Annotated in this window: 9 protein-coding genes and 1 riboswitch; of the genes, 2 read left to right on the top strand and 7 right to left on the bottom strand. The window is 61.3% G+C overall.

The window, feature by feature from the left end; genetic code table 11:
* The first annotated feature begins 66 nt into the window (after positions 1 to 66).
* Positions 67 to 879 carry a co-chaperone DjlA gene (djlA, locus tag E7738_RS10915; RefSeq protein ID WP_021312869.1) on the top strand — a complete coding sequence of 271 codons (813 nt, stop codon included), beginning with the start codon at positions 67 to 69 and terminating at the stop codon, positions 877 to 879.
* A 14-nt stretch (positions 880 to 893) separates the two neighbouring features.
* Here djlA and rluA read toward each other — a convergent pair whose 3' ends face one another.
* From rluA to polB, 3 genes are all read right to left on the bottom strand, one after another.
* Positions 894 to 1,553, bottom strand: coding sequence for a bifunctional tRNA pseudouridine(32) synthase/23S rRNA pseudouridine(746) synthase RluA (rluA, locus tag E7738_RS10910; protein ID WP_021507583.1), 660 nt, complete (start codon positions 1,551 to 1,553; stop codon positions 894 to 896).
* 21 nt (positions 1,554 to 1,574) lie between these two features.
* Complete coding sequence (gene rapA / locus E7738_RS10905; protein WP_394515622.1) at positions 1,575 to 4,481, bottom strand: RNA polymerase-associated protein RapA; 2,907 nt, start codon at positions 4,479 to 4,481, stop codon at positions 1,575 to 1,577.
* Positions 4,482 to 4,632: 151 nt separating this feature from the next.
* On the bottom strand, positions 4,633 to 6,993 hold the full coding sequence (polB, locus tag E7738_RS10900; protein ID WP_394515621.1) for a DNA polymerase II: 2,361 nt from the start codon (positions 6,991 to 6,993) through the stop codon (positions 4,633 to 4,635).
* Between the two features lie 169 nt (positions 6,994 to 7,162).
* On the opposite strand from polB, the gene E7738_RS10895 reads away from it, so the two are divergent.
* Positions 7,163 to 7,927 (top strand): DedA family protein, encoded by a 765-nt coding sequence (locus E7738_RS10895; protein ID WP_264249465.1) that lies wholly within the window; start codon positions 7,163 to 7,165, stop codon positions 7,925 to 7,927.
* On the opposite strand, the gene thiQ is transcribed toward E7738_RS10895, so the two are convergent.
* The 4 genes from thiQ to sgrR form a co-directional block, all read right to left on the bottom strand.
* A complete protein-coding gene (gene thiQ / locus E7738_RS10890) occupies positions 7,924 to 8,625 on the bottom strand; it encodes a thiamine ABC transporter ATP-binding protein ThiQ (protein WP_394515620.1) in 702 nt (233 codons plus the stop codon). The two genes, E7738_RS10895 and thiQ, sit on opposite strands and share 4 nt — an antisense overlap.
* On the bottom strand, positions 8,609 to 10,219 hold the full coding sequence (gene thiP / locus E7738_RS10885) for a thiamine/thiamine pyrophosphate ABC transporter permease ThiP (RefSeq protein WP_072209696.1): 1,611 nt from the start codon (positions 10,217 to 10,219) through the stop codon (positions 8,609 to 8,611). Before thiP ends, thiQ begins: the two co-directional genes overlap by 17 nt.
* A complete protein-coding gene (thiB, locus tag E7738_RS10880) occupies positions 10,195 to 11,181 on the bottom strand; it encodes a thiamine ABC transporter substrate binding subunit (protein ID WP_058770627.1) in 987 nt (328 codons plus the stop codon). The genes thiP and thiB overlap by 25 nt, the downstream gene beginning before the upstream one ends.
* A 46-nt stretch (positions 11,182 to 11,227) precedes the next feature.
* A riboswitch (TPP riboswitch) is annotated at positions 11,228 to 11,321 on the bottom strand.
* 70 nt (positions 11,322 to 11,391) lie between these two features.
* The gene (sgrR, locus tag E7738_RS10875) at positions 11,392 to 13,053 is read right to left on the bottom strand and encodes an HTH-type transcriptional regulator SgrR (protein WP_058770626.1); all 1,662 of its coding nucleotides are present in this window, start codon (positions 13,051 to 13,053) and stop codon (positions 11,392 to 11,394) included.
* Positions 13,054 to 13,238: the final 185 nt, after the last annotated feature.

The raw sequence follows: 13,238 nt of genomic DNA, 5'->3' as shown, positions 1-13,238 counted from the left end.
CGCGGAGATAAATGACAGGTATGATAATGCAATTTTCAGCCGCAAGCATGGCGAATTGAGGAGTTTATGCGCTACTGGGGAAAAGTTATTGGTCTGGCTCTCGGCTTACTTTCCGGAGCAGGCTTTTGGGGCATCGTACTGGGTCTGATCATTGGTCATCTGTTTGACAAAGTGCGCAGCGTAAAAGGACAGGGCTACTTCGCCAATAATCAGGCGCGTCAGACGCTGTTCTTCAGCACCACGTTCCAGGTGATGGGCCATCTGACCAAGTCAAAAGGGCGCGTCACCGAAGCGGATATCCAGATTGCTTCTTTATTTATGGATCGTATGCAGCTGCATGGCGAGGCGCGTACTGCGGCGCAGCGTGCGTTCCGTGAAGGTAAGCAGAGCGAATATCCGTTACGTAACAAGCTGCGCGAGCTGCGCAGCGCCTGCTTTGGCCGTTTCGACCTGATTCGGATGTTTCTGGAAATTCAAATCCAGGCGGCGTTTGCTGATGGTTCGCTGCATCCCAACGAGCGTCAGGTGCTGTACGTCATCGCGGAAGAGCTGGGGATTTCCCGCGCGCAGTTCGATCAGTTTCTGCGCATGATGGAGGGCGGTCAGCAGTTTGGTGGCGGTTCGTCGTATGGCGGCGGCGCTTATCAGCAGGCGAAACGTGGCCCGACGCTGGAAGATGCCTGCAGCGTGCTGGGGGTGAAAAGCAGCGACGACAGCACCACCATCAAGCGCGCCTACCGCAAGCTGATGGCCGAGCACCATCCGGATAAGCTGGTGGCGAAAGGTCTGCCGCCGGAGATGATGGAGATGGCGAAGCAGAAAGCGCAGGAGATTCAGGCCGCGTACGACCTGATTCGCAAAGAGAAGGGCTTTAAATAAGGGGCGGCGGCCCCTTAAAAATCGGCCGGCTGGCGAAACGTCATGCTGTTGCCAAACGCCGGATGGGTAATGGTCAGCGATTCGGCGTGCAGCTGCAGGCGTGGCGCCATGGCTAACGCTTCGGGATGGGCATAGAAGCGATCGCCGAGAATCGGATGCCCCAGCGCCAGCAGATGCACGCGCAGCTGGTGGGAACGGCCGGTGATCGGCTTCAGCTGCACCCGCGCGCTGTTATCGGCGTCATACGCCAGCACCTGATACTCCGTCTGCGCCGGCTTACCCAGCTCCACACTCACCATCTGCTTCGGCCGGTTAGGCCAGTCGCAAATCAGCGGCAGATCGATCATGCCCTGTTCCGCTGCCGGATGTCCCCAGACGCGCGCCACGTACTGCTTCGCGGGCTCGCGCTCGCGAAACTGCCGCTTCAGCTCGCGCTCGGCCGCCTTGGTCAGCGCCACCACAATCACACCGCTGGTGGCCATATCGAGTCGGTGCACCGACTCCGCCTGCGGAAAGTCACGCTGGATGCGCGTCATCACGCTGTCCTTGTGCTCCTCAAGGCGGCCGGGCACCGACAGCAAACCGCTCGGCTTGTTAACCACCATGATGTGCTCGTCCTGATACAGAATATGCAGCCAGGGGTCGAGCGGCGGATTGTAGGGTTCCATCAGCATGATTCAGCGCGGCCTCAGCGATTATTGATGTGTCACAACGATCAGACGCAGCGCATCCAGCCGCCAGCCGGCCTCGCCGAGGCTGGCCAGCACCTGCTCGCGGTTGCTCTCCAGCGCATCAACCTCATCATCACGGATGTTGGGGTTGACCGCTTTCAGCGCTTCGAGGCGCGACAGCTCGGCGCTCAGTTTCTCATCGGCTTCAGCTTTGGCCGCCGCAATCAGCGCCTGCGCTTCCGGCACGATGACTTTTTCCGCCTGCGTCAGGATGTGATGCACATCCTGCTGCACCGCGTTCACCAGCTTGCTGCCGGTATGGCGATTGACTGCGTTGAGCTGACGGTTAAAGCTTTCGAACTCCACCTTGCCGGCGAGGTTATTTCCGGCGCGATCCATCAGCAGGCGGACCGGCGTGGGCGGCAAGAAGCGGGTAAGTTGCAGGTGCTTCGGCGCCTGTGCTTCGACCACATAGATCATCTCTACCAGCAGCGTGCCTACCGGCAGCGCCTTGTTCTTCAGCAGCGACAGCGCACAGCTGCCGGTATCGCCGGAGAGAATAAGGTCGAGGCCGTTGCGAATCAGCGGATGTTCCCAGGTAATGAACTGGGTATCTTCGCGTGACAGCGCCTGGTTACGGTTAAAGGTTACGGTGCAGCCATCTTCCGGCAGACCGGGGAAATCCGGCACCAGCATGTGGTCAGACGGCGTCAGGACGATCAGGTTATCGCTGCGATCTTCCTGGTTGATCCCGACGATATCAAACAGGTTGAGCGCAAAGTTCACCAGCTCGGTGTCGTTATCCTGCTCGCCGATGGCATCGGCCAGCGCCTGTGCCGCTTCGCCGCCGTTCGAGTTCAGCTCCAGCAGACGGTCGCGCCCCTGCTCCAGCTGCGCCTTCAGGGTGTCATGCTGTTTGCGGCTCTGGGCGATAAAGTCGTCCAGCCCCTGCGGGTTGTCCGGCGCGGCCAGATACTCAATCAGCTGCGGGTAGGCGCTGTCGTAGATGGTGCGGCCGGTCGGACAGGTGTGCTCAAACGCGTCCAGCCCTTCGTGGTACCAGCGCAGCAGCACCGCCTGGGCGGTTTTCTCCAGCCACGGCACCAGAATCTGGATGTCATGCAGCTGGCCGATACGATCGAGACGGCCGATACGCTGCTCGAGCAGATCCGGGTTAAACGGTAAATCGAACATCACCAGCCGGCTGGCGAACTGGAAGTTACGCCCTTCCGAGCCGATCTCCGAACACAGCAGCACCTGGGCGCCATCTTCCTGCGAAGCGAAGAAGGCGGCCGCGCGGTCGCGTTCGATAATCGATAGCCCTTCATGGAACACCGCGGCGCGGATGCCTTCGCGCTCGCGCAGCACCTGCTCCAGCTGCAGCGCAGTGGCCGCTTTGGCGCAAATCACCAGCACTTTCTCTTTACGGTTGCTGGTGAGGTAGCCCATCAGCCACTCAACGCGCGGGTCGAAGTTCCACCAGGTGCCGCTGTCGCCTTCAAATTCCTGATAAATCTGCTCGGGATACAGCATGTCGCGCGCGCGCTCTTCCGCCGTTTTGCGCGCCGCCATGATGCCGGAGACTTTAATCGCCGTCTGATACTGCGCTGGCAGCGGCAGGCGAATCTGATGCAGTTCGCGTTTCGGGAAGCCCTTCACGCCGTTACGCGTGTTACGGAACAGCACGCGGCTGGTGCCGTGGCGATCCATCAGCATCGAAATCAGCTCTTTACGCGCGTCGTCTTTGCCGTCGCGCTCGCTGTTCGCCACCTGCAGCAGCGGCTCGATGTCCTGCTCGCCGACCAGATCGTTGATCAGGTTCATCTCGTCTTTGCTGATGGCGTGATCGGCCAGCAGCGTACTGACGGCGTCAGCCACCGGGCGGTAGTGCTGCTGCTCGGCCACGAACTGCGCGAAATCGTGGAAACGATTCGGGTCCAGCAGACGCAGACGGGCAAAGTGGCTCTCCATGCCGAGCTGTTCCGGCGTCGCGGTCAGCAGCAGCACGCCGGCGGTCTTTTCCGCCAGCTGTTCGATAACCTGATATTCGCGGCTCGGCGCGGCTTCGCTCCACGCCAGATGGTGCGCTTCGTCGACCACCAGCAGATCCCAGTCAGCTTCGGCCAGCAGCTCCAGCCGCTGTTTGTTGCGGCGGACAAAATCCAGCGAGCAGATAATCAGCTGCTCGGTATCAAACGGATTGTCGCTGTCGTGCTGCGCTTCGGTGTAGCGATCGTCGTCGAACAGGGCAAAGCGCAGGTTGAAGCGGCGCAGCATTTCCACCAGCCACTGGTGCTGCAGGGTTTCCGGCACCACGATCAGCACGCGCTCGGCGCGTCCGGCCAGCAGCTGCTGCTGGATAATCATCCCGGCTTCAATGGTTTTACCGAGGCCGACTTCATCGGCCAGCAGCACGCGCGGCGCATGACGGCGACCGACGTCATGTGCGATGTGCAGCTGGTGCGGAATCAGGTTGGTGCGCATACCGCGCAGGCCGCTAATCGGCAGGCGATACTGTTCGCTCTGGTATTTGCGTGCGCGGAAGCGCAGGGCGAAGCGATCCATGCGATCCAGCTGGCCGGCAAACAGGCGATCCTGTGGCTTGCTGAACACCAGTTTGCTGTCGAGCATCACTTCGCGCAGCACCACGTTGCTTTCGTCGGTATCAAGACGCGTGCCGATGTAAGTCACTAAATCGTTTTCGTTGCGGACTTCATCAACCTGCATCTGCCAGCCTTCGTGGCTGGTGACGGTATCACCCGGATTAAAAATCACGCGGGTGACCGGAGAATCATTACGGGCATAGAGGCGGTTTTCGCCGGTGGCGGGAAACATCAGTGTGACCATGCGCGTATCCAGCGCCACGACTGTCCCCAGTCCCAGCTCACTTTCCGTATCACTAATCCAGCGTTGACCCAGTGTAAAAACCATATATTTTTTGCTCGATTCTCTAAAAGATAGAAAGACGTTCGCCTGCTCTCAGACAATACCCCACCGCCAGACAGTTATCTGGTCAGCTGGTGCACGCGGTGAGAATCAGGAAGGGCGCTATGGTACTGGATGGCAGGGCATTCGTCACCTGTCAAAAAAGCCCCAGTTGCCCGGTGATCAGTGTAGCAAAGTCATCACCGACAAACGGTAAAATCCCTTCGGCGATCGGCTGCAGCTGCTTGCTGACGTAGTGATCGTAATCCAGCGGCGTGCTGCGCGCTTCCAGCGGCTCCGGCCCGGCGGTGGCCATGACGTAGCGGATCGATCCGCCGTTCTGATACTGCAGCGGACGCTGCAGTTTACGGTTATGTTCATCGGCGAGGCGCGCGGCACGCACGTGGGGCGGCACGTTGCGTTCGTAATCTTTCAGCGGCCGGCGCAGGCGCTTTTTATACACCAGCAGCTCGTCCAGTTCGCCGGCCAGCAGCTGTGCTACGGTGTCGCGAATGTAATCCTGCCAGGGTTCACCGCGGAAGATGCGGCCATACAGCGTCTGCTGGAACTGCTGCGCCAGCGGCGTCCAGTCGGTGCGCACCGATTCCAGCCCCTTAAACACCAGCCGCTCGTCACCGTCGCGGCGAATCAGTCCGGCGTAGCGCTTTTTACTGCCCTGTTCGGCGCCGCGAATGGTTGGCATCAGGAAGCGGCTGAAATGGGTTTCGTACTCCAGCTCCAGCGCGCTGTCGAGACCGTAAGTCTGCTGCAGATGCTGTTGCCACCAGCGATTCACGTGCCCGGCCAGCCGCTGGCCGATCGCGGCGGCATCGGCTTCGCTGTGGGCGCTTTTCAGCCAGACAAAAGTAGAATCGGTGTCACCGTAAATCACGTCAAAACCTTCGGCTTCAATCAGCTCACGCGTTTGCTGCATGATGGCGTGACCGCGCAGGGTGATCGACGAGGCGAGGCGCGGATCGAAAAAGCGACAGGCGCTGGTGCCAAGTACGCCATAAAAAGCGTTCATGATGATCTTCAGCGCCTGCGACAGCGGCTGGTTGCCGTCACGTTTGGCGGCCTCGCGCCCCTGCCAGATCTGCCCGACAATCGCCGGTAAACAGTGGGTGCGGCGCGAAAAGCGCGCGTGGCGAAAACCGGGAACCGAATCGGCGTCATCCGGATGCGCCAGGCCTTCGACCAGCCCGACCGGATCGATCAGAAAGGTGCGGATGATCGACGGATAGAGGCTTTTATAATCCAGCACCAGCACCGAATCATACAGTCCGGGGCGCGAATCCATCACGTAGCCGCCAGGGCTGGCTTCCGGTGCCACTTCGCCGAGATTGGGCGCGACAAAGCCGGCGCGGTGCATTCGCGGAATATACAGGTGGCTGAACGCCGCCACCGATCCGCCGTGGCGATCCACTGCCAGGCCATTGACGGTGGCGCGCTCCAGCAAAAACGGCATGATGGCGGTGTGCTGGAAAATACGCGTAACCAGCTCGCAATCCTTCAGGTTGTAGGTGGCCAGCGCCGGTTTGTCGTGGGCAAAGCGCCAGTTGATCTCTTCCATGCGCTGCCACGGATTGTTGATGGCTTTGCCTTCGCCCAGCAGCTCGCGCGACACCGCTTCCAGGCTGAATGAGGCGAAGTCCCAGAACGCCGATTTCAGCGCCTCGATACCGTCAATCACCAGCCGGCCGCTGGCCTGAGCGAAGAACACGCCGGGCTTAAAGCCGTGCTCGCGCCACTCCAGCGGCTGCTGCTGACGGCCAAGACGCAGCGGAATACCGTAGCGGTCGGCATGTTTTTGCAGCACGCGCAGGTCGAACTGCACCACGTTCCAGCCGATGATGACATCGGGATCGTGACGGGCGAACCAGGCGTTAAGCTGCTCCAGCAGCTGTGGCCGGCTGTCGAGGTAAATCAGCTCAAAATCCAGCTGGCTGGCATCACCGTTCGGCGGGCCGAGCATATACACCTGGCGCTGGCCGCAGCCCTCCAGCCCGATGCAGTACAGCTCGCCGTGCTCGGTGGTTTCGATGTCGAGCGACACCCATTTCAGCTGCGGACGGTAATCGGGATGCGGCTTGAGGCGCGCGTTGACGAGGCTGTCGCCGCGCGGCTCGCCGCTGAACCACACCGGTGCCGTGATAAAGCGCTCCATCAGGTAGCGTTCCGGCGGGCGGATATCTGCTTCATACACCGCAATGCCGTTTTCACGCAGGCGTTTTTCGATGCTTTGCAGCTGTCGGTGGCTGCGGCAATAGAGTCCCAGCACCGGTCGGCGCCGGAAATCTTTCAGATCCAGTGGTTGCAGGCGCGTATGGCGCTCGTCGCGAATCAGCGCTTCGGTTTGCGCCTGGAACTCCCGGGGAATAAACGCCACTGACTCCTGCGCAGGCAGCACCAGGCGCTGCGGGCCCTGGTCGGTGGCCAGCCACAGCACTACTTCGCTGCCGGTCGGGGTATCCCGCCAGTGGCGAGTCAGCAAAAATCCTGCGCGCGGTTCGGTCACGTTAACTCCGGAGAATGAATTCATTTCAGTATATCATGGATGTTTATACAGTGTACTGCCGGTGGTGCCGTCGTCCGCGCGGCGCGGGCGTGCGGCAGCGCGGGGAATTGCTTGACGCTGTGGGGCTGTCTCAGGACAATCCAGCCTCTATATTCCGCAGAGGATAGTTATGGAAGCCTGGATCCAACACCTGTTTACGCAATCGCTGGAGTACGCGCTGATTGCCGTGGCGCTGGTGACCTTTCTTGAGTCGCTGGCGTTTGTCGGCCTGCTGCTGCCGGGAACGGTCCTGATGGCCAGCCTCGGCGCGCTGGTGGGCAGCGGACAAATCGGGCTCTATCCGGCGTGGGCCGCCGGGCTGGCCGGCTGTCTGATTGGCGACTGGGTGTCGTACGGCATTGGCTGGAAATTCCAGGGACCGCTGCACCGCTGGAAATACCTGCAAAAATACAAAGGGCTGCTGGATAAAACCGAGCACGCGCTGCATCAGCACAGCATGTTTACCATCCTCGTGGGGCGCTTTGTCGGACCGACGCGTCCACTGATTCCGCTGGCGGCCGGCATGCTGGAGCTGCCGGTGCGTAAATTCCTGCCGCCGAACATTATCGGCTGCATCCTGTGGCCGCCGGCCTACCTGATGCCGGGCATTCTGGCGGGCGTGGCGATCGACGTGCCGCAGGCGGCGCAGGGCGACAGCTTCAAATGGCTGCTGCTGGCGGTGGCGCTGCTGCTGTGGATCGGCGGCTGGCTGCTGTGGCGCTGGTGGCGCAGCGGCAAAAGCGTCGACTGGGCTACGCCTTATCTGCCGCAGGCGCGGCTGCGCTGGCTGGCACCGCTGATGGCGCTCATCGGCGCGGGTGCCTTTATTGCGCTGTTGTTCCACCCGATGATGCCGATTTTCCTGCAGCTACTGTGGAAAGTGTTCTTCGCTTAACACGGCTGGACGCCAAGGATGGCGGCCGCCGGGCTCTCGCCGCGCAGCAGGCTGGCGGTGCTGCCATCCCAGTACACCCGACCGTCAACAATCACCAGGCTGCGTGACGCAATCTGCTGCGCATCTTCCAGACTGTGCGACACCATCAGCAGCGTGATAGTGCGTGCCTCGCATACCGCGCGCACCAGCTGCAGCATCTCGCTGCGCAGCGCCGGATCGAGTGCCGAAAACGGTTCATCCAGCAGCAGTACCGGCTGATTACGCAGCAGGCAGCGCGCCAGCGCCACGCGCTGGCGCTGACCGCCGGAGAGCTGGCCGGGCAGACGCGTCAGCATCGATTCCAGCCCGGTTTGCTCCGCAATCTGCTGTACCTGCTGCTGCTGTTGGCGCGTCAGCTTCAGGCCGGGATGCAGGCCCAGCCCCAGATTTTGCTGCACCGTCAGGTGCGGAAACAGATTGTTCTCATGAAACAGCATCGATACCGGTCGCGCGGAAGGCACGCTGCGGGTGTGGTCGACGCCATCGATCAGCAGGCTGCCCTGACTCACCGGCAGAAAGCCGCCGAGCAGGCTCAGCAGGGTACTTTTGCCCGCGCCGCTCGGGCCGAGAATGGCGAGACGTTCACCAGCCTGTGCGCTAAAGCTGAAGCGCATCGGCAGATGCTGGTAGAGATAAGTAAGGTTATTCAGTGTCAGCATGGCGACCCGGTAATTTTTCCATCAGCGTAAACAGCAGCAGGCATAACAGCAGCAGTAGCAGCGCGGTCACCGCGCCATCGGCACCGCGATAGGCGCCAATCTGCTGGAACAGATAAAACGGCAGGGTGCGGAAATCGGCGCTGCCGAACAGCGCCACCACGCCGAAATCCCCAATCGATAGCACGCAGGCAAAGGCCAGCGCCTGTGCCAGCGGACGTTTCAGCGCCCGCAGTTCAATCAGCCGCAGGCGAGTAAACCCACTGATGCCCAGCGAGGCGCACAGCTGAGCGTAGCGCGCGCTGAGATCGCGCATCGGATTTTCCAGCACTTTCATGGCGTAGGGGATGGCGATCAGCGCGTTGGTAAAGATCACCAGCGCATCGGCACGCTGCGGCAGGCCAACGGTGGCGTTGAACAGCAGGAAGAACCCACTCGCCAGCACGATGCCCGGCATCGCCAGAATCAGCATCCCGCTGAGTTCCATGGCCTGCGCGGCGAAGCGCTGCTGACGCTGGCGCAGTTCGCGACTGCTCCACAGCAGCATCATGGTCAGCAGCACGCACAGCACACCGGCACCGAGTGCGATACGCAGCGACGTCCACGTGGCCTGCCACAGCGCGGGCTGTTGCAGCGCGCCGGCAATGCCGCCGCGTAAGCCGTCGACCAGCACCGCCGCCAGCGGTGGCAGCAGTAACAGCAGCGCCAGCGTAATCAGCAGCGTATCCGCGACGCGTGCGCGCCAGGAATCCTGCGGATCGCGCCAGCCGCGCACCGTCTGGCTACCGGCCGGAATCGCTTTACTGAAGCGCTGGCTAAGCAGCACCAGCAGCAGACAGCAGCCGAGCTGCAACAGTGCCAGCAGCGCGGCGCGGCCGGGATCGTAATCAAAGCTAAGCGCCTGATAAATGGCCAGCTCCAGCGTGGTGGCCTGCGGACCGCCGCCCAGTGCCAGCACGGTGGCAAAACTGGCGAAGCACAGCATAAAGATCAGCGCTGCCGTTGGCAGCAGCGGACGGCGCAGCCACGGCCACTCCAGCAGGCGAAACAGCGACCAGCCGCGCAGACCGAGCTGAGCCGCCAGCTGGCGCTGCTCGCCAGGAATGCTCTCCAGCGCCTGCAGCAGCATGCGCGTCGCCAGCGGCAGATTGAAAAACACGTGCGCCAGCAAAATGCCCTGCAGGCCATAGGGCGAGAAGTGATAGTCGATACCGACTGTGGCACACAGCTGCGCCAGCCAGCCGCTGCGCCCATAGACGCTCAGCAGACCGAATACGGCGACCAGCACCGGCAGCACCAGCGTCATGGCGCACAGGCGCAACAGCAGGGTGCGGCCGGTAAAACGGCGGCGATAGAGCGCGCGGGCCAGCAGAATGGCTGGCAGCACCGAGAGCAGCGCTGACAGCAGCGCCTGTTCAAAGGAGAACGCCAGCACATGGTGCAGATAGCTATCGCTGAGCAGCGCGCGCCAGTCGGTGGCCGGCGCGGCGAGCAGCAGGGCACCGAGCGCCAGCAGCGCGACCGCACACAATAGCAGTGCGCTAAGCGCTCCGGGCAGCAGCCAGCCGGGCATCAGCGGCTGACGGCGCGCTGCCACGCACTAATCCACGCCGCGCGATGGTCAGCCACCTCTGTCGGGGTGTATTGCAGCGCATTCGCGGGCACCGGTAACGCCTGATAACCGGCGGGTAAATCGCTTTTGATCACCGGATACATCCAGTTGCCGGTAGGAATGGTGCTCTGAAACGCTGGCGACACCATAAACTGCATGAATTGCTGCGCCAGCTGCGGCTGTTTGCTGCTGGCGAGTTGCGCGCCCACTTCTACCTGCAGATAGTGGCCTTCGCTGAACGGCGCGGCGGCGTAGTTATCCTTTTTCTCTTCAATAATGTGGTAAGCCGGCGAGGTGGTGTAGCTCAGCACCAGATCGCTTTCGCCTTTGAGGAACAGACCATAAGCTTCGCTCCAGCCTTTGGTGACGGTCACGGTTTTGCTGGCCAGCTTCTGCCAGGCCGCCGGCGCATCATCGCCGTACACTTTCTGCATCCACAGCAGCAGACCGAGCCCCGGCGTGCTGGTGCGCGGATCTTCATAAATCACCCGCCATTTTTCCGGGCTTTCGACCAGCTCCTTCAGGCTGTGCGGCGGATTCTTCAGCTTGTTTTTGTCGTAAACGAACGCAAAGTAGCCGTAATCAAACGGGATAAAAGTGTCACTGTGCCAGCCGTCCGGCAGCTGTAGTGCACGAGTATCCACCGTGCTTTTGCTGAACAGGCCGGTTTTTTCCGCCGCCTGAATCAGGTTGTTGTCCAGCCCCAGCACCACGTCGGCCTTGCTGTTCTTTCCTTCCATGCGCAGGCGATTAAGCAGCGATACGCCATCTTCCAGCGCCACATAGTTCAGCTCACAGCCGCACCGGGCCTCAAAGGCTTTTTTCACTGCAGGACCGGGGCCCCAGTCGGCGGCGAACGAGTCGTAGGTATACACGGTGAGGACGGGTTTGGCCGCCAGAGCCGGCGCAGCGATCAGCAGCAACAGGGGCAGAACTTTATTTAACACTTTGCGTTCCTTAAGGGGAAGGTAAGGTTGCGTCGCAAAGGATCTGAGGGCGGAGCATCTCAAATCCCTACGCCGGTACGAGCCGGATCAGGTTCGACGGGTCTCTCTCAGCCAGTTAACCGGCACCCCGTTGAGAACGACATATTCTAGACATTTACATGACAACGCGAAAGGTTCACCTGCCGGTCGTGTTGTCTCATGCTGCCCTTTTTACAGCTCCGGCGGGGCGAACCAGGCGGACTTGAAGTCAAACCAGCCGAGCGTGTTCAGCCGCACGCCACGCATGCTGCGCTGGCCCTCCAGCAGCAGCCAGTGATGAAACAGCGGATGCAGATAGTCGCTGTTTACCAGCTGTTTGCTCCACTCCGCCAGCGGCAGCGCTTTCTCACGCCAGCGCGCGGCGTCGGCCTGCCAGTCCAGCGGGATACAGTGATGCATCAGCGGTAGCTCGTAGAGCTGAGCGAACAGGGCGTAGTCGAGCGGCAGGGTAAAGTTGACGCTGCCCAGCCAGATGTCACTCTCGCCCGCGCCGTCGAACCAGCTTTCGTAGCTCACTTCGCGGGTAATCAGCTCGACGCCCTGCTGCGCCAGCAGCGGCCGTAGCGCATTGGCGATGCCCTCGTGTTCGACGTGGTGGCTGTACCAGCTGAGCGTCAGCTGGGTCACGCCGTCGGGCTTGTGGGCTGGGGTGATATCGCGCCGATGGTGCCAGCGCGGCAGCAGACCATAAGCCGGGAACCAGTAGCGCTGATAGCCGACGCCGGCATGATTGAGCAGCGCGATAGGGTTAAGCAGATCGCTCACCCAGCGGCGGAAACCGGCATCGCGCCCGCGTTCAGAGCGCTGATCGAACAGCAGAAAATAGCAGCCCTCTTCGAGACGACTCTCTTCCGATTTTTCGTCGTCGTTTTCGCCTTCCAGTTTTACACCGGCGTAGACCAGCTCATCGCTGATCTCCGGCAGCACCCAGATCGAGACATCATCAATCAGCGCGCGGTAGCCGAAGTAGTCATCAAACGCGGCGATTTTCAGCTGGGTTTGCTGATTGCGCACCACGCTGTACGGACCGGTGCCAATGGGCTGACGGGCGAAGTGGCGCAGCGTCGGCCACTCACGCGGCAGAATCATGGCGCTGACGCTGGCCAGCAGCCACGGCAGCCAGCAGTCCGGCTGGCTGAGATGGATATCCAGCGTCCACGGCGCCGGCGAGTGCAGTTGGTCGATATGCGAAAACAGCGGCTGGCTGCGCACCCGTTCCAGCGAGGCGATGACATCCTCCATCTCCAGCTCGCGACCATGATGAAAGCGGATTGCCGGCCGCAGGAAGAAGCGCCAGTGCAGCGGAGAGGTTTGCTGCCAGTGATGGGCAATGTCGGCGGCGATTTCCCCCTTTTCCTCATTTATACGCGTCAGGCCGCTGAATATCTGTCGCGCCAGATGGGTTTCTGAACGGCGCAGCGGCGAGCCGGGCAGCAGGTTAGGCAGGGGCCGGTAGTAGAGCACGCGCAGAATATGCTTGCCCTGGCGAAAGCTGCGGCCAAGGTGCGCGGCAATCATCTGCCGCACCTGGTTTTTATCGCCCACCAGCTGCACCAACTGGTCGATGCGATCCTGCTCCAGCAGGTCTTCGGCGCGCTGCTGCTGTAGCGCCAGTCCGGTATAGCAGAAGCTCAGCAGCGAGCGTTTACCGCGACCGGCTTCAGCCTGCCAGATCAGCCAGCCCGCCGCCTGCATGGCGTTCAGCAGGTTACGCATGTGGCGGCGTGAGCAGTGCAGCAGTTCAGCCAGCTCGCTCAGCGTGGTTTCCTGATCCTGGCCCTGACAGTGTTGCCACAGGCGAATGAATTGCTGTTGCAGACGCGCAGAGGACATAAAAGGGGAACTCCTTCTCGACTTCGCTCAGTTTTTCCTGCCCCATATTAGAGGCATACTGGCGGGCAATGGAAGAGCGGGAGGCATTCAGCAATGAATGGCGCTCTGCCAGCGGTTCCGCCGACGTGGAACCTTTTCTGAGTAGGGTGCAATTTCACCGCCAGCGGAGTTTTTCTCTGCTGGCT

This window comes from Pantoea sp. SGAir0430 (assembly GCF_043549295.1).
The sequence above is the reverse complement of the archived record's forward strand: the minus strand, read 5'-3'. Positions and strand labels throughout refer to the sequence as shown.